This is a genomic window from Streptomyces sp. R-07 (assembly GCF_049913175.1).
In the GTDB taxonomy this organism is placed as follows: domain Bacteria; phylum Actinomycetota; class Actinomycetes; order Streptomycetales; family Streptomycetaceae; genus Streptomyces.
In genome coordinates this window covers 4,002,465-4,018,300 of record NZ_CP183978.1, presented here as the reverse complement: position 1 = coordinate 4,018,300, position 15,836 = coordinate 4,002,465, and the positions used below count along the sequence as shown (strand labels likewise).

14 protein-coding genes are annotated in these 15,836 nt (G+C 68.9%); 7 read left to right on the top strand and 7 right to left on the bottom strand.

Features of this window, described 5'->3' with window-relative positions; genetic code table 11:
• Window positions 1–26 precede the first annotated feature (26 nt).
• Window positions 27–1,364: an MATE family efflux transporter gene (locus ACN9M0_RS18315; protein ID WP_426403906.1), complete on the top strand. Its 1,338-nt coding sequence runs from the start codon at window positions 27–29 to the stop codon at window positions 1,362–1,364.
• Window positions 1,365–1,483: 119 nt separating this feature from the next.
• Here ACN9M0_RS18315 and rplI read toward each other — a convergent pair whose 3' ends face one another.
• The 4 genes from rplI to rpsF form a co-directional block, all read right to left on the bottom strand.
• Window positions 1,484–1,930 carry a 50S ribosomal protein L9 gene (gene rplI / locus ACN9M0_RS18310; protein ID WP_053640001.1) on the bottom strand — a complete coding sequence of 149 codons (447 nt, stop codon included), beginning with the start codon at window positions 1,928–1,930 and terminating at the stop codon, window positions 1,484–1,486.
• An 18-nt stretch (window positions 1,931–1,948) separates the two neighbouring features.
• Entirely contained in the window at window positions 1,949–2,185 is a 237-nt protein-coding gene (gene rpsR / locus ACN9M0_RS18305) for a 30S ribosomal protein S18 (RefSeq protein ID WP_005315025.1), read from the bottom strand.
• A 58-nt stretch (window positions 2,186–2,243) separates the two neighbouring features.
• Window positions 2,244–2,846 (bottom strand): single-stranded DNA-binding protein, encoded by a 603-nt coding sequence (locus tag ACN9M0_RS18300; RefSeq protein ID WP_399696238.1) that lies wholly within the window; start codon window positions 2,844–2,846, stop codon window positions 2,244–2,246.
• A gap of 74 nt (window positions 2,847–2,920) precedes the next feature.
• A complete protein-coding gene (rpsF, locus tag ACN9M0_RS18295) occupies window positions 2,921–3,211 on the bottom strand; it encodes a 30S ribosomal protein S6 (RefSeq protein ID WP_017240415.1) in 291 nt (96 codons plus the stop codon).
• A 284-nt stretch (window positions 3,212–3,495) separates the two neighbouring features.
• Here rpsF and ACN9M0_RS18290 point away from each other — a divergent pair, with 284 nt between their 5' ends.
• The 3 genes from ACN9M0_RS18290 (at window position 3,496) to ACN9M0_RS18280 (ending at window position 6,153) form a co-directional block, all read left to right on the top strand.
• The gene (locus tag ACN9M0_RS18290) at window positions 3,496–3,810 is read left to right on the top strand and encodes a hypothetical protein (protein ID WP_366037090.1); all 315 of its coding nucleotides are present in this window, start codon (window positions 3,496–3,498) and stop codon (window positions 3,808–3,810) included.
• Window positions 3,811–3,929: 119 nt separating this feature from the next.
• Window positions 3,930–5,048: a lipid II:glycine glycyltransferase FemX gene (locus ACN9M0_RS18285; protein ID WP_366037089.1), complete on the top strand. Its 1,119-nt coding sequence runs from the start codon at window positions 3,930–3,932 to the stop codon at window positions 5,046–5,048.
• A 73-nt stretch (window positions 5,049–5,121) separates the two neighbouring features.
• Entirely contained in the window at window positions 5,122–6,153 is a 1,032-nt protein-coding gene (locus tag ACN9M0_RS18280; protein ID WP_366037088.1) for an alanine racemase, read from the top strand.
• A gap of 90 nt (window positions 6,154–6,243) precedes the next feature.
• Here ACN9M0_RS18280 and ACN9M0_RS18275 read toward each other — a convergent pair whose 3' ends face one another.
• Entirely contained in the window at window positions 6,244–7,761 is a 1,518-nt protein-coding gene (locus tag ACN9M0_RS18275; protein WP_366037087.1) for a glycosyltransferase family 87 protein, read from the bottom strand.
• 125 nt (window positions 7,762–7,886) lie between these two features.
• Complete coding sequence (locus ACN9M0_RS18270) at window positions 7,887–10,628, bottom strand: transglycosylase domain-containing protein (RefSeq protein WP_366037086.1); 2,742 nt, start codon at window positions 10,626–10,628, stop codon at window positions 7,887–7,889.
• 371 nt (window positions 10,629–10,999) lie between these two features.
• On the opposite strand from ACN9M0_RS18270, the gene ACN9M0_RS18265 reads away from it, so the two are divergent.
• From ACN9M0_RS18265 to ACN9M0_RS18255, 3 genes are all read left to right on the top strand, one after another.
• Window positions 11,000–11,680, top strand: coding sequence for a PadR family transcriptional regulator (locus tag ACN9M0_RS18265; protein WP_366037085.1), 681 nt, complete (start codon window positions 11,000–11,002; stop codon window positions 11,678–11,680).
• A gap of 48 nt (window positions 11,681–11,728) precedes the next feature.
• Complete coding sequence (locus ACN9M0_RS18260) at window positions 11,729–12,811, top strand: inositol-3-phosphate synthase (RefSeq protein WP_366037084.1); 1,083 nt, start codon at window positions 11,729–11,731, stop codon at window positions 12,809–12,811.
• A gap of 74 nt (window positions 12,812–12,885) precedes the next feature.
• Window positions 12,886–14,145 carry an MFS transporter gene (locus tag ACN9M0_RS18255; protein WP_366037083.1) on the top strand — a complete coding sequence of 420 codons (1,260 nt, stop codon included), beginning with the start codon at window positions 12,886–12,888 and terminating at the stop codon, window positions 14,143–14,145.
• 87 nt (window positions 14,146–14,232) lie between these two features.
• On the opposite strand, the gene ACN9M0_RS18250 is transcribed toward ACN9M0_RS18255, so the two are convergent.
• Window positions 14,233–15,699, bottom strand: coding sequence for a CCA tRNA nucleotidyltransferase (locus ACN9M0_RS18250; protein WP_366037082.1), 1,467 nt, complete (start codon window positions 15,697–15,699; stop codon window positions 14,233–14,235).
• Window positions 15,700–15,836: the final 137 nt, after the last annotated feature.

The following is a 15,836-nucleotide window of genomic DNA, read 5'->3' as shown; positions in this document are numbered from 1 at the left end:
TACCTGTGGAAGATTAGATTGAGCCCATGACCCAGGCCCCCGCGACCTCCAAGGCCGTCCGCCGACAGCACGACCGCGAGATCGTCTCCCTCGCCCTGCCGGCCTTCGGCGCCCTCGTCGCCGAGCCCCTGTTCCTCATGGTCGACAGCGCCATCGTCGGCCACCTCGGCACACCCCAGCTCGCGGGCCTCGCGATCGCCGCGGCCCTGCTCTCCACCGCCGTCAGCGTCTTCGTCTTCCTCGCCTACGCCACCACGGCCGCCGTCGCCCGGCGGGTGGGCGCGGGCGACCTCCCGGCCGCCATCCGGCAGGGCATGGACGGCATCTGGCTCGCGCTCCTCCTCGGCGCCGCCGTCGTCGTGCTGACCCTGCCCGCGGCGCCGTGGCTCGTCGACCTCTTCGGGGCCTCGGACACGGCCTCCCCGTACGCCGTCACCTACCTCAGGATCTCCAGCCTCGGGATCCCCGCCATGCTGGTGGTCCTCGCGGCCACCGGCGTTCTGCGGGGCCTCCAGGACACCCGTACACCGCTCTACGTGGCCATCGCCGGCTTCGCGACCAACGGCGCGCTCAACGTCGGCCTGGTCTACGGGGCCGGACTGGGCATCGCCGGCTCCGCCTGGGGCACGGTCATCGCCCAGTGCGGCATGGCCGTCGCCTACCTGGTCGTGGTCGTACGGGGAGCTCGGCGCCACGGCGCCTCCCTCCGTCCCGACCCGGCCGGTATACGCGCCTCCGCCCAGGCCGGCGTCCCGCTCCTGGTCCGTACGCTCTCGCTCCGCGCCGTCCTGATGATCGCGACGGCCGTCGCCGCCCGGCTGGGGGACGCGGAGGTCGCCGCCCACCAGATCATCCTGTCCCTGTGGAGCCTGATGGCCTTCGCGCTGGACGCGATCGCCATCGCGGGTCAGGCCATCATCGGCCGCTACCTCGGCGCGGACGACGCCGACGGCGCACGGCAGGTCTGCCGCCGCATGGTCCAGTGGGGCGTGCTCTCCGGGGTGATGCTCGGCGCGCTGCTCATCGTCGCCCGGCCCTTGTTCGTCCCGCTCTTCACCGGCGACACCACCGTGCAGGACACCCTGCTCCCGGCCCTGCTCGTGGTCGCCATCTCGCAGCCGATCTCCGGAGTCGTCTTCGTCCTCGACGGGGTCCTCATGGGCGCGGGAGACGGCCCCTACCTGGCCTGGGCGATGCTGCTCACGCTGCTCGTCTTCGCCCCGGTCGCCCTCCTGGTCCCGACGCTCGGCGGCGGGCTGACGGCGCTCTGGTGGGCGATGACCCTGATGATGTCGGTACGGATGGGCACCCTCTGGTTCCGGATGCGCTCCGGCCGCTGGATCGTCACCGGCGCCACCCGCTGATCTACCCGCGTGTTTCACGTGAAACGGCAGCACGAAACGTCATCGGAAACAGCGGAAGGGCCGCACCCCGAGGGGTACGGCCCTTCCTCACTGCTGAGCGCAGACTGCCAAGGGCAGCGTTACGCGGCGACGACCTCGACGCCGAGCTTCGCGGCAACCTCGGGGTGCAGACGCACGGACACCTGGTGCGAGCCCAGGGTCTTGATCGGCGAACCGAGCTCGACGCGACGCTTGTCGACGTCGGGGCCACCCGCGGTCTTGATCGCCGAGGCGATGTCGGCCGGGGTCACGGAGCCGAAGAGACGGCCGGCGTCGCCGGAGCGAACGGCCAGGCGCACCTTCGTGCCCTCGAGCTGGGCCTTGATCTCGTTGGCCTGCTCGATGGTCGCGATCTCGTGGATCTTGCGGGCGCGGCGGATCTGCGCCACGTCCTTCTCGCCACCCTTGGTCCAGCGGATCGCGAAACCACGCGGGACCAGGTAGTTGCGAGCGTAGCCGTCCTTGACGTCGACGACGTCGCCAGCGGCACCGAGGCCAGAGACCTCGTGGGTGAGGATGATCTTCATTTTTCGGTCACCCTTCCCTTATCGCGCGGTGGACGTGTAGGGCAGCAGCGCCATCTCACGGCTGTTCTTGACGGCCGTGGCGACGTCACGCTGGTGCTGCGTGCAGTTGCCGGTCACGCGGCGGGCACGGATCTTGCCGCGGTCGGAAATGAACTTCCGCAGCATGTTCGTGTCCTTGTAGTCCACGTACGCGGTCTTGTCCTTGCAGAAAGCGCAGACCTTCTTCTTAGGCTTGCGCACAGGCGGCTTCGCCATGGTGTTTCTCCTGTGTGATCAAGAAGTGGGGGTACGAGCTGCTTCGAGGGCGCGAGCCCTAGAAGGGGGGCTCGTCCGAGTAGCCGCCGCCGGAGTTTCCACCCCAGCCGCCACCGCCACCGCTGCCGCCCTGCTGGCCGCCGCCGGAGGAGGGGCTGCCGGTCGCCCACGGGTCGTCGGCGGGAGCACCGCCGCCACCCTGCTGGGAACCGCCGGAGTTTCCACCCCAGCTGCCGCCGCCACCGCCGCCGCCGGCCTGCTGGCCGCCGCCGCCGTATCCACCCTGGCCGCCTCGACCGGTGGTCTTGGTGACCTTGGCCGTGGCGTTCTTGAGGCTGGGGCCGACTTCCTCGACATCCAGCTCGTAGACCGTGCGCTTGACGCCCTCACGGTCCTCGTAGGACCGCTGCTTCAGCCGGCCCTGCACGACGACGCGCATGCCTCGCTGGAGCGACTCGGCGACGTTCTCCGCCGCCTGACGCCAGACCGAGCAGGTCAGGAACAGGCTCTCGCCGTCCTTCCACTCATTGGTCTGACGGTCGAAGGTGCGGGGGGTGGACGCGATACGGAACTTCGCGACCGCCGCACCGGACGGGGTGAAGCGCAGCTCGGGGTCGTCGACAAGATTGCCGACGACCGTGATGACGGTCTCGCCTGCCATGGGGGAACCTCTCGGCGGGTTTGCTTCTGGCTGCTTTGTAGCTACTCGGACCCGATGACCTCTGAGCTAGAAGCTCAGTGGGTCTCGGGACGGAGGACCTTGGTCCGGAGGACCGACTCGTTCAGGTTCATCTGGCGGTCGAGCTCCTTGACGACCGCAGGCTCGGCCTGCAGGTCGATGACCGAGTAGATGCCCTCGGGCTTCTTCTTGATCTCGTACGAGAGACGACGACGGCCCCAGGTGTCGACCTTCTCGACCTTTCCGTTGGCCTCACGGACAACGGAGAGGAAGTTCTCGATCAGGGGGGCGACAGCGCGCTCCTCCAGATCGGGGTCGAGGATGACCATCACCTCGTAGTGACGCATGTGGAACCCACCTCCTTTGGACTCAGCGGCCACGGTCGTTCCGTGGCAGGAGGGTCGTGATGCGTAAGCAACGGTATCCGCCACCACTGACAGTCCCCCTCGGCGAGCGAGGAGTGCTGTCGGGGCCCCGGAGGGACCTGGGCAGACACCGGCGCAGCTGTACAGAGTACCCGCACATCTGCTTCCGGTTGAAATTCCCCGGGGAGGGGACGCAATCTGTACACAACGGATATGGGCGGCGCTACGATGCGCCGCCTTCCGGCAGGCACGCCAGGAGGTGCCCCATGGCACAGGCAATGCGACCCGACCCCGGCCACTCTCTCTTCGCGACCGACGGCAAACCCCATCCGCTCCAGGACACCCTGATGGCTGTGACCCTGGTGCTGGGGATCCTCTCCTTCGTCACCGCGCAGTTCGACAACCTGCATCTGCTGAGTTCCTGGTCGGGCCTGGTCGGCATCCTGACCGGCGCGTACGGACAGTTCATCTCCGTGACGACGCGCGAGCGCTTCCTGCTGATCCTCGGACTCGGCGCCTCGGCGTTCGGGTTCTACCTCGGAATGGCGCACGGCGGCCTCTTCGGCGGCGTCGTCAGCTGAGACGGGCGCCACGTCGGCGCACACACACCCATTCGGGGCGCTCCCCGGTCACAGTAGGCTTCGGCGCGAGAGCCGGAGCCCCTGACCGATGGGGACACACCTGCCGAGGAGCGCCCCGCATGAGCCTGACCCTTCGGACCATCAGCCGTGAGCAGCATCTGGCATTCATCCAGAGCCAGCCCGCGGCGAGCCACTGCCAGGTCCCGGCGTGGGCTGATGTGAAGACCGAGTGGCGCTCGGAGAACCTCGGCTGGTTCGACAAGTCCGGTGAGCTCGTCGGCGCCGGCCTGGTGCTCTACCGCCAGCTCCCGAAGATCAAGCGCTACCTCGCCTATCTGCCCGAGGGCCCGGTCATCAACTGGTACGCGCCGAACCTGGACGACTGGCTGCAGCCGATGCTGGCGCACCTCAAGCAGCAGGGCGCCTTCTCGGTGAAGATGGGTCCGCCGGTGGTCATCCGCCGCTGGGACTCGACCGCCATCAAGGCCGGCATCCAGGACCCGGACGTCAAGCGCCTCAAGGACGTCGAGGCCAGCCACATCGAGCCGCGCGCCTTCGAAGTCGCGGACCGGCTGCGGAAGATGGGCTGGCAGCAGGGCGAGGACGGCGGCGCCGGCTTCGGCGACGTGCAGCCCCGCTACGTCTTCCAGGTCCCGCTGGCGAACCGCTCGCTCGACGACGTCCTCAAGGGCTTCAACCAGCTGTGGCGCCGCAATATCAAGAAGGCCGAGAAGGCCGGTGTCGAGGTCGTCCAGGGCGGCTACGAGGACCTGGCCGAGTGGCAGCGGCTGTACGAGATCACGGCCGTCCGTGACCACTTCCGGCCGCGCCCGCTCTCGTACTTCCAGCGCATGTGGACCGTCCTCAACAACGAGGACCCCAACCGCATGCGGCTCTACTTCGCGCGCCACAACGGTGTGAACCTCTCCGCCGCGACGATGCTCGTCGTCGGCGGGCACGTCTGGTACTCCTACGGCGCCTCCGACAACATCGGCCGTGAGGTCCGGCCCTCGAACGCGATGCAGTGGCGGATGCTCCGCGACGCGTACGCCATGGGTGCGACCGTCTACGACCTGCGGGGCATCTCGGACTCGCTCGACGAGACCGACCACCTCTTCGGCCTCATCCAGTTCAAGGTGGGCACGGGCGGCGAGGCAGTCGAGTACGTCGGCGAGTGGGACTTCCCGCTGAACAAGCTGCTGCACAAGGCGCTCGACATCTACATGTCGCGTCGCTGACCGTTCCGTAGGTTTCGTAGTCTCGTACACACCTCTGACACACCGCTCCCATCAGAAAGGTTCCGGGCCGGCCATGGCGCTCTCCCTCTACGTCGACACCGCTCGCTGGCGGGCGCACCAGAAGACCGTCATCGACCAGTTCCCCGGGCTCATCCCGGTGTGCAAGGGCAACGGGTACGGCTTCGGGCACGAGCGGCTCGCGGACGAGGCGGCCCGGTTCGGCGCCGACATGCTCGCCGTGGGCACCACGTACGAAGCCGCGCGGATCAAGGACTGGTTCGGTGGCGACCTGCTGGTCCTCACCCCCTTCCGCCGGGGCGAGGAACCGGTTCCGCTGCCCGACCGGGTGATCCGTTCCGTGTCGTCCGTGGACGGCGTCCACGCCCTGGTGGGCGCCCGCGTCGTGATCGAGTGCATGAGCTCGATGAAGCGGCACGGAGTCCGCGAGGAGGAGCTCCAGCAGCTCCACGCCGCCATCGAGGACGTCCGCCTGGAGGGCTTCGCCCTCCACCTGCCCCTGGACCGTCCGGACGGCACGGACGCGGTCGAGGAGGTCATCGCCTGGATGGACCGGCTGCGGAACGCCCGGCTGCCGCTGCACACCATGTTCGTGAGCCACCTGCGGGCCGAGGAGCAGGCCCGGCTCCAGCAGCAGTTCCCGCAGACCCGCTTCCGCGCCCGGATCGGCACCCGGCTGTGGCTCGGCGACCACGACTCCACGGAGTACCGGGGCGCCGTCCTCGACGTGACCCGGGTCGCCAAGGGCGACCGGTTCGGCTACCGCCAGCAGAAGGCCGCGTCGGACGGCTGGCTGGTCGTCGTCGCCGGCGGCACCTCCCACGGCGTGGGCCTGGAGGCCCCGAAGGCGATGCACGGCGTCATGCCGCGCGCCAAGGGCGTGGCCCGGGCGGGCCTCGCCACCGTCAACCGGAACCTCTCGCCCTTCGTCTGGGACGGGAAGCAGCGCTGGTTCGCCGAGCCGCCGCACATGCAGGTGTCGATCCTGTTCGTGCCGGCCGACGCCCAGGAGCCCCGGGTGGGCGACGAGCTCGTGGCGCATCTGCGCCACACCACGACGCAGTTCGACCGGATCGTCGAGCGCTGAGCCGTCCGGAAACGATCAACCCCCGGGAGCCCTGCTCCCGGGGGTTGATCGTTTCGGTCCTTGTCCGGTGCTCTCCACGGGGAGTTCCGGCTAGTCGGGGGCGCCCCACGGGTAGTTCGGGTCGTCGGTGGTGCCCCAGCGCACCCGCTGCCCCTCCTCCAGGGCCGGGGCGGCGTGCCGGGCCGGGTGGGCCGCCCTGCCCGCCACGAAGACGTCCTCGGCGCCGTCCAGGACGCCCCCCGACGGGTCGTCCGAGCCGTCCTGCCGGACCGGGTCCTTCTCGGGCGTCAGGATGTCGCGCACGACCATCGCGCACAGGTACAGCGTGCCGAGCAGGTGCAGGACGATCGCGAACTGGTAGCCGTCCACCGGAAGGCCCTGCTTGCTGTTGCCGCTGGTCGTGAAGGCCAGGTACATCCAGACGCCGACGAAGTACGTGACCTCGCAGGCCTGCCAGACCAGGAAGTCGCGCCAGCGCGGCCGGGCGAGCGCCGCCAGCGGGACCAGCCACAGGACGTACTGCGGCGAGTAGACCTTGTTGGTCAGCACGAACGCGGCGACGACCAGGAAGGCCAGCTGGACGAAGCGCGGCCTGCGCGGCGCAGTGAACGCCAGGAACGCGAGACCGGCCACCGCCGCCGCCATCAGCAGCAGGGCGTACAGATTGGCCCGGCCCGGCGCGATCGTGTCACCCGTCCGCTGGCTGACCAGCAGCCAGATCGAACCGAAGTCGACGTTCCGGTCCCGGCTGAAGAGGTAGAACTGCTTCCACCCCTCGGGAGCGAGCAGCATCACGGGCAGGTTCACGACCAGCCACGCACCGCACGCGCCGAGCACCGCGGTCCCGTACGCCCGCCATTTCCCGGCACGCCAGCAGAGCAGCAGCAGCGGGCAGAGGAGCAGTATCGGGTAGAACTTGGCGGCCGTGGCCAGGCCCAGCAGGATCCCGAAGGCCAGCGGCCGGCTCCGCGACCACATGAGGACGGCGGCGGCGGTCAGCGCGACGGCCAGCATGTCCCAGTTGATCGTGGCCGTGAGCGCGACCGCGGGCGCGAGCGCGACCAGCAGACCGTCCCAGGGGCGCAGGCGGTGCGTCCGGGCCACACAGACCGCCAGGACGGCCGCGCAGACCATCAGCAGGCCGGCGTTGACGAGCCAGTACGACTGCTCGCGTTGCGTCATGTCGCCGCCCCCCGGCGTCAGCCAGGCCGCGACCTCCATGAAGAGGCCGGTCAGGACCGGGTACTCCAGGAACGGTATGTCGCCGCCCAGCCGGTCGAAGTACGGGACCAGGCCGTCCGCGAAGCCCCGCCCGGCGAAGAGGTGCGGGATGTCCGAGTAGCAGGCGTGGGTGTACTGGGAGGTCGTGCCCCGGAACCAGGCCCAGTTGTAACAGGGCAGCTTCTGCACCATGCCGAGGGCGTACATGCCGAGGGCCACGAGCGCGATCACCCGCACCGGCGTCAGCTGCCCGGTGCCGGCCGCCGCCCGGCGGCCGTAGGGGCCACCGATCAGCTCGCTGCCCGCGGCGGCCACCTTGTCCCGGTGGGTGGGGATGACCGTCTGCGAGCGGTCCTGCGGCGCGCTCGACTTCTGGAGGCTCGGCATGGGGGACATCCTGCCGTACGTCCCCGGGAAAACGGCGAGGGCCGCCGCGGCCGGTCCGTACGGAAGGTACGGAGCGGACGCGGCGGCCCTCAGGACATCCGGGTTCTCGCCCGAAGGCGAAGGGATCAGGGGAAGGTCCCGCCGGGTTTGCCGTTCCCGCCCCCGGAGGTGTCCGTCGGCGAGTCGGTCGGCGTCGGCGAGTCGGTGGCGGGTGGTGTGGTGGTGGGCTGCCCGGTGTTGCCACCCGAACCGCCCGTGTCGTTGCAGTTGAAGTCCCACACGCCACAGGTCGTCTTGCCCGGCTTCGGCGTCCTGGTCGGCGTCGCCGGGGGAGTCGTCGTCGGCGTGGCCGGCGGAGTCGTCGTCGGCGAGGCGGAGTCGGTCGGCGTCGGGGTGGCCGTCGGCGTCGGCGTCGGGCTCTTCGCGCCACCGCCGAAGACGGCCTCGGCGCCCTCCAGCTTCTCCGGCTCGGGGAAGTCCACGATCGGCATGCCCTCCACGGCATCCGTCATGTAGTCCCGCCAGATCCGCGAGGGGAACGACGAACCGTGGATCGTCGGCTGGGCACCGGTGCCGTACATCGACTGGAACTCGCGGCCCTGCTTCGTCTCGTCGTCGTCGAAGCGGTACATGTCGATGGCGGTCGCCAGCTGCGCCGTGTAGCCCACGAACCAGGCCGACATGTTGTCATCGGTCGTACCGGTCTTGCCGGCCACCGCCCGGCCGGGGATCCGGGCCTTGCGGCCGGTGCCCCGGTCGTCGTCCACGACGGACCGCAGCACGTCGGTGACGTTGCTCGCGATGGCCGGGCTGAAGGCCGCCTTGGGCTTGGCCTCGTGCTTGTGGATGACTTCGCCGCTCCGCTTCACCTGCTCGACGGAGTAGGGGTCGTTCTGCTCACCCTTGTTGGCGAAGGTGGAGTAGGCGCCGGCCATGCGGATGGCGCTCGGGCTGGAGACACCGAGGGAGAAGGAGGGCACGTCGGCCTTGACCAGGGATTCCTCGCGGAGTCCGGCGTCCATCGCGGCCTTGCGGACCTTGTCGATGCCGACGTCCATGCCGAGCTGAACGTACGGCGAGTTGGCCGACTTGATCATGGCGTAGCGCAGGGAGACGGGGCCGTAGCTGGCGTTCTCGTCGTTGCTCTGCTTCCACTCCTTCCCCTTGTCATCGAGCCAGATGTCCCCGTTGTACTTGCGGATCTCCAGATCGTCCTTGCCGTTGTAGAGGCTCTTGTCCGGGTCCAGGATCTTGCGCTCGGAGGCGCCCTGGTCTGGCCCGAGCTTCGGGTTCCGGACGCCGTCCCTCATCGCTGCGGCGAGCACGAAGGGCTTGAACGTCGATCCGACCTGGGCACCGGTGCTGTCGGCGTTGCTCCGGAAGTGCTTGGTGGCGTCGACGCCACCGTAGAGAGCGACGATCTTCCCGGTCGCCGTGTCGACGGAAGCGCCACCGAACTGGACGTTGCTGTCCTCCTTCGGGCGCTTCTTCGGGTCGATGTGCTCCTTGATGACGGCCTTGACCGCTTCTTCCATCTTGTCCACCTTCTTCTTCTCGAAGGTGGTGTAGATCTCGTAGCCGCCGCGCTCCAACTCCTGCTCGGTGATCCCGAACTGGTTCAGCATGTTCTGGTTGGCGGTGCTGACCAGGTAGCCGATCTGACCGCTCAGGTTGGCGCTCTTCCGGAGCTTCTCCGTCTTGGGGAAGGTGGTGTACTTCGCCCGTTCCTCAGCCGAGAGGTGGTTGTCCTTCACCATCTCGTCGAGGATCCACCTCCACCGCTTGGTGGCCCTCGCCGTGTTCTTCACGGCCGATGCCTCGGGATCGATATCCGGGTAGCCGGCGGGGTCGTAGTACGTCGCGCCCTTCAGCACCGAGGCGAGCAGAGCCGACTCGCTGGCGTTGAGGTTCTTCGCGTCCTTGTTGAAGTAGGCGCGGGCCGCCGCCTGGATGCCGTACGCACCACGTCCGTAGTACGAGGTGTTCAGGTAGCCGGTCATGACCTCGTCCTTGCTGAGCTCATTGCCGACCTTCATGGAGATGAAGAGTTCCTTCACCTTCCGGGTGATGGTCTGCGACTGGTCGTCAAGGCGGTTGTTCTTCACGTACTGCTGGGTGATCGTCGATCCACCCTGGGTCTCGCCGCCCTTGGCCATGTTCCACACGGCGCGGGCGATACCCATGGGGTCGATACCGGAGTCGTCCCGGAAGGTCTTGTTCTCCGCCGAGATCACCGCGTCCTGCATGGACAGCGGGATCTGCTCGATGCCCACGATCTGCCGGTTGGTGCCGCTGCCCGTCGCGACCATCCGGGTCTTGTCGGCCCAGTAGTAGATGTTGTTCTGCGAGGTCGCGGTGTCGGCCGTGTTGGGGATCTCCACCTTCGAGTACGCGATCGTCGCAGCGCCCATGAGACTCGCCACGAAGAACAGGAACGTGCCCGTCACGAGCTTCCACGACGGCATCCAGCGACGCCAGCCGTACTTGTTGTGGCGCGGGTAGTCGATCAGCCGCTTCTTGCCCGGCGGGCGACCGCCGGAGCCCCGCCCCGGACCGCTGCCGCGGCCGCCACCACCGCCGCCACGACGTCCCCCACCAGGACCGCCCGGCCCACCGGGGCCGGGGTCGGCACCACGGCGGCGGCTGCCGCGCTGGGCGGCCCGCCGGGCCTCGGCGCGCCCTCCGTAGGGACGCTGCTCCTCTCCGTGGGAGGAGGGAGGGCCGTACGAGGCCGAAGGGGCCCCCGTACCGGCGTCATGGGCCGGGGCCGACCTGCGGCCCATCGGCTGCTGGGCAGCGCGCCGTGCCGCTGCGCGACCGCCCGTCGGCGGCTGCTGCGGCGGCATTTTGCGACGATGCTCGCTCATCGAACGACTACTCCTCGGGCAGGCGCGTACGCCTGGAAGCGGCAGTTGAGTTCCGGTCCCCCCGAAATGCGCACGGCCGGAACCCATCGGAGGTCCCTCCGTACCGCAGCCGGTCACCCGCAGCACTGACGCCCCACGGCATCGCTCGGTTCCCGGTCATCTGCATGCCGCACAGACTACGCACGGCCAAAACCCACCTAGGGCCGGAGTTCACCCCAAATCAGGCAAGTCGCTCCCTATGAATTGACGATGTGACGCCGGTCACGGCCGTCCCGCTTGTCGAGACAGAGTGGCCGTTCTATCGTGCTGATGTATCGAGTCGATACATCAGCACGGCATAAGGGCCCCGAAGGCGGAGGAGGAGGCGACGGATGAGCAGACGCTCCGGCATCCTCGAGTTCGCCGTACTCGGCCTGCTGCGCGAGGCCCCCATGCACGGGTACGAGCTGCGGAAGCGCCTCAACACCTCGCTGGGCGTCTTCCGGGCCTTCAGCTACGGAACGCTGTATCCCTGCCTCAAGACGCTGGTCGCCAACGGCTGGTTGATCGAGGAGCCGGGCAGCGCTCCCGAGGAGGCCCTCGCCGCTTCACTCGCAGGACGCCGGGCCAAGATCGTCTACCGGTTGACCGCGGCAGGTAAGGAGCACTTCGAGGAGCTCCTGTCCCACACCGGCCCGGACGCCTGGGAGGACGAGCACTTCGCGGCACGCTTCGCCTTCTTCGGGCAGACCGAGCGCGAGGTACGGATGCGCGTGCTCGAGGGCCGCCGCAGCCGGCTGGAGGAGCGCCTGGAGAAGATGCGCGCCTCCCTGGCCCGGACGCGCGAGCGCCTCGACGACTACACGCTTGAGCTGCAGCGCCACGGTATGGAGTCCGTGGAGCGCGAAGTGCGCTGGCTGAACGAGCTCATCGAGAGCGAGCGGGCAGGGCGGGATCAGCGATCCGGCCCCGACGGCCACGCTCTGCACGACAACGATTCTGGAGAAACGGGCGGCCTGCCCCGGCACGGGGGCAGTACCCGGCCGGATCCGTCCGACGACACCGCCAAGTGAAACCCTGCGCACAGCAGGGCTTCCACGATCACACAGGGAGCAACCGGAATGGGTTCGGTTCGCGTAGCCATCGTCGGCGTGGGCAACTGCGCCGCCTCGCTGGTGCAGGGCGTCGAGTACTACAAGGACGCCGACCCGGCGGCCAAGGTGCCCGGCCTGATGCACGTCCAGTTCGGCGACTACCACGTCCGTGACATCGAGTTCGTCGCGGCCTTCGACGTCGACGCGAAGAAGGTCGGCCTCGACCTCTCCGACGCCATCGGCGCCAGCGAGAACAACACCATCAAGATCTGCGACGTCCCGAACAAGGGCGTCACGGTCCAGCGCGGTCACACGCTCGACGGTCTCGGCAAGTACTACCGCCTGACCATCGAGGAGTCCGCCGAGGAGCCGGTCGACGTCGTCCAGATCCTCAAGGACCGCCAGGTCGACGTCCTCATCTGCTACCTGCCCGTGGGCTCCGAGGACGCCGCGAAGTTCTACGCGCAGTGCGCCATCGACGCCAAGGTCGCGTTCGTCAACGCCCTTCCGGTCTTCATCGCCGGCACCAAGGAGTGGGCTGACAAGTTCACCGAGGCGGGCGTCCCGATCGTCGGCGACGACATCAAGTCGCAGGTCGGCGCGACCATCACGCACCGCGTGATGGCGAAGCTGTTCGAGGACCGTGGTGTCCGTCTTGAGCGCACGATGCAGCTCAACGTCGGCGGCAACATGGACTTCAAGAACATGCTGGAGCGCGACCGCCTGGAGTCCAAGAAGATCTCCAAGACCCAGGCCGTCACCTCGCAGATCCCGGACCGCGAGCTGGGCGAGAAGAACGTCCACATCGGCCCGTCGGACTACGTGGCCTGGCTGGACGACCGCAAGTGGGCGTACGTGCGCCTCGAGGGCCGCGCCTTCGGTGACGTTCCGCTGAACCTCGAGTACAAGCTCGAGGTGTGGGACTCCCCGAACTCGGCGGGTGTCATCATCGACGCCCTGCGCGCCGCGAAGATCGCCAAGGACCGCGGCATCGGCGGCCCGATCCTCTCCGCGTCCTCGTACTTCATGAAGTCCCCGCCGGTGCAGTACTTCGACGACGAGGCGCTGGCCAACGTCGAGAAGTTCATCAAGGGTGAGGTCGAGCGCTAAAGCGCCGCACGCTTGTCGATCGAGGGTCCCCGAGCCACTGCCCGGGGGCCCTCTTCGTATGTGAGTCTTGCGCCATGTCCGTCGTACGTGATCTGCGCGTACTCCTGCGCCTGACGAACTTCCGCCGCCTGCTCGCCGTCCGGCTGCTCTCCCAGTGCGCCGACGGCGTCTACCAGGTGGCCCTGGCCACGTACGTCGTCTTCTCCCCCGAGAAACAGACCTCCCCCACCGCGATCGCCTCCGCCATGGCGGTGCTCCTGCTCCCGTACTCCCTCGTCGGGCCCTTCGCCGGGGTGCTCCTCGACCGCTGGCAGCGCCGCCAGGTCTTCCTGTACGGGAACCTCCTGCGCGCCCTGCTCGCCTGCGGGACGGCCGTCCTCGTCCTCGCCTCCGTACCGGACTGGCTCTTCTACGCCTCCGCCCTCTCCGTCACCGCCGTCAACCGGTTCGTCCTCGCCGGACTCTCGGCGTCCCTCCCGCGTGTCGTCGACGCGGAGCGGCTCGTCATGGCGAACTCGGTCTCGCCCACCGCGGGCACCCTCGCCGCGACCCTCGGCGGCGGTCTCGCGTTCGGTGTCCGGCTCATCGCCGACAACTCCGACGCGGTCGTCGTGGCCTTAGGCGCCGTTCTCTACCTCTGCGCCGGCCTCGCCTCCCTGCGGATGTCCCGGGAGCTCCTCGGCCCCGATCCCGACGTCACGCCTCGGCCCCTCGCCTCGGCCCTGAGGTCGACGGCCCACGGGCTGGCCGCGGGCCTGCGGCACCTCTCCGAGCGGCGCCCCGCCGCCCGGGCGCTCGCCACGGTCGCCCTCATGCGCTTCTGTTACGGCGCTCTGCTCGTCACCCTGCTCATGCTCTGCCGCTACGCCTGGAGCACCACGGACTCCGAGGGCCTCGGACTCCTCGGCCTCGCCGTCGCCGCCTCGGGCGCCGGTTTTTTCGCGGCCGCCGTGCTCTCCCCGTGGGGGGTGGGACGGTTCGACCCCTTCGGCTGGATGACCGTGTGCACGGCCGCGGCCGCCGTCCTCGTACCGGCGCTCGGCCTGCCCTTCGCCCCGACGCCCTTCCTCATCGAAGCCTTCGTCCTCGGGCTCATCACCCAAGGGGCCAAGATCGCGACGGACACGGTGGTCCAGACGGCTGTGGACGACGTCTATCGGGGCCGGGTCTTCTCGCTCTACGACGTGCTGTTCAACGTCGCCTTCGTGGGCGCGGCGGGCGTCGCCGCCTTGATGCTGCCGCCCGACGGCCGGTCGCCGCTTCTGGTCGTGCTGGTGTCCGTGATCTACGCGGCGATCGCCGTGGTCCTGCACCGGGAACGCCAGAAGGGGTGATGTTTCACGTGAAACACCACCCCTCCACAGCGTCGGCCGTGGCCGTGTTTCACGTGAAACATCGGACCGTCCGGGCGCCGACTCGGCTCAGTCGCGCGCTGCCCACCACTCCTTGAGCGCGGAGACGGCCTGGTCGTGCTCCATCGGCCCGTTCTCCAGCCGGAGCTCCAGCAGGAACTTGTACGCCTGGCCGATGGCCGGCCCCGGACCGATGTCCAGGATCTCCTGGATCTGGTTGCCGTCGAGGTCGGGGCGGATCGAGTCCAGCTCCTCCTGCTCCTGGAGCTGGGCGATCCGGTCCTCAAGGCCGTCGTAGGCACGGGAGAGCGCGCCCGCCTTGCGCTTGTTCCGCGTGGTGCAGTCCGAGCGGGTCAGCTTGTGCAGCCGCGAGAGCAGCGGCCCGGCGTCACGGACGTAGCGCCGCACGGCCGAGTCGGTCCACTCGCCGGTCCCGTAGCCGTGGAAGCGAAGGTGCAGCTCCACCAGGCGCGAGACGTCCTTGATCATCTCGTTGGAGTACTTGAGCGCGGTCATGCGCTTCTTGGTCATCTTCGCGCCGACCACCTCGTGGTGGTGGAAGGAGACCCGGCCGTCCTTCTCGAAGCGGCGGGTGCGCGGCTTGCCGATGTCGTGGAGCAGGGCAGCGAGGCGCAGCACCAGGTCGGGCCCGTCCTCCTCCAGGTCGATCGCCTGGTCGAGCACGGTCAGCGAGTGCTCGTAGACGTCCTTGTGCCGGTGGTGCTCATCGCTCTCCAGGCGCAGCGACGGCAGCTCGGGCAGCACGTGTTCGGCGAGGCCCGTGTCCACGAGGAGCCCGAGCCCCTTCCGGGGGTGCGCCGAGAGCAGCAGCTTGTTGAGCTCCTCACGGACGCGCTCGGCGGAGACGATCTCGATCCGGCCGGACATCTCCTTCATGGCCGTCACGACCTCGGGAGCGACCTCGAAGTCCAGCTGAGCGGCGAACCGCGCGGCCCGCATCATGCGCAGGGGGTCGTCGGAGAAGGACTCCTCCGGCGTACCCGGCGTGCGCAGGACCCGGGCGGAGAGGTCCTCAAGGCCGCCGTACGGGTCGATGAACTCCTTCTCGGGGAGCGCCACGGCCATCGCATTGACGGTGAAGTCACGCCGGACGAGGTCCTCGTCGATGGAGTCGCCGTAGGAGACCTCGGGCTTCCGGGAGGTCCGGTCGTACGCCTCCGAGCGGTACGTGGTGACCTCGATCTGAAAGCTCTGAACAGCGTCTCCGACGCGGGCGTCCTTCTGGGAACCGACCGTCCCGAAGGCGATCCCGACCTCCCACACGGCGTCGGCCCAGGGGCGGACGATCTTCAGCACGTCCTCGGGGCGGGCGTCGGTGGTGAAGTCCAGGTCGTTGCCGAGTCGGCCGAGCAACGCATCCCGCACCGAGCCGCCGACCAGCGCGAGGCTGAACCCGGCCTCCTGGAAACGGCGGGCGAGGTCGTCGGCGACAGGGGACACACGCAGCAGTTCACTGACCGCGCGGCGTTGCACCTGGCTCAGTGCAGTCGGGGTGTCTTCGTTGGCGTTCGGCACAACAGAAAAGGGTACGTGCCCCGGCTCACCGCGACGTCCCCGTTTTCCGCCGGGCAGGGCGCCCGACGGCGTCGGCCGGCGATCGGTCGAAGATCGGCTGGAGCAGTCCCCGGCACTTGCCCCCAGCGTGCCTCGTT

What these genes read in the sequence shown, in the direction of transcription:
- ACN9M0_RS18315 (WP_426403906.1), top strand. Translation starts at nt 27, where the DNA reads ATGACCCAGGCCCCCGCGACCTCCAAGGCCGTCCGCCGACAGCACGAC.
- rplI (WP_053640001.1), bottom strand. Translation starts at nt 1,930, where the DNA reads ATGAAGATCATCCTCACCCACGAGGTCTCTGGCCTCGGTGCCGCTGGC.
- rpsR (WP_005315025.1), bottom strand. Translation starts at nt 2,185, where the DNA reads ATGGCGAAGCCGCCTGTGCGCAAGCCTAAGAAGAAGGTCTGCGCTTTC.
- ACN9M0_RS18300 (WP_399696238.1), bottom strand. Translation starts at nt 2,846, where the DNA reads ATGGCAGGCGAGACCGTCATCACGGTCGTCGGCAATCTTGTCGACGAC.
- rpsF (WP_017240415.1), bottom strand. Translation starts at nt 3,211, where the DNA reads ATGCGTCACTACGAGGTGATGGTCATCCTCGACCCCGATCTGGAGGAG.
- ACN9M0_RS18290 (WP_366037090.1), top strand. Translation starts at nt 3,496, where the DNA reads ATGGCACAGGCAATGCGACCCGACCCCGGCCACTCTCTCTTCGCGACC.
- ACN9M0_RS18285 (WP_366037089.1), top strand. Translation starts at nt 3,930, where the DNA reads ATGAGCCTGACCCTTCGGACCATCAGCCGTGAGCAGCATCTGGCATTC.
- ACN9M0_RS18280 (WP_366037088.1), top strand. Translation starts at nt 5,122, where the DNA reads ATGGCGCTCTCCCTCTACGTCGACACCGCTCGCTGGCGGGCGCACCAG.
- ACN9M0_RS18275 (WP_366037087.1), bottom strand. Translation starts at nt 7,761, where the DNA reads ATGCCGAGCCTCCAGAAGTCGAGCGCGCCGCAGGACCGCTCGCAGACG.
- ACN9M0_RS18270 (WP_366037086.1), bottom strand. Translation starts at nt 10,628, where the DNA reads ATGAGCGAGCATCGTCGCAAAATGCCGCCGCAGCAGCCGCCGACGGGC.
- ACN9M0_RS18265 (WP_366037085.1), top strand. Translation starts at nt 11,000, where the DNA reads ATGAGCAGACGCTCCGGCATCCTCGAGTTCGCCGTACTCGGCCTGCTG.
- ACN9M0_RS18260 (WP_366037084.1), top strand. Translation starts at nt 11,729, where the DNA reads ATGGGTTCGGTTCGCGTAGCCATCGTCGGCGTGGGCAACTGCGCCGCC.
- ACN9M0_RS18255 (WP_366037083.1), top strand. Translation starts at nt 12,886, where the DNA reads ATGTCCGTCGTACGTGATCTGCGCGTACTCCTGCGCCTGACGAACTTC.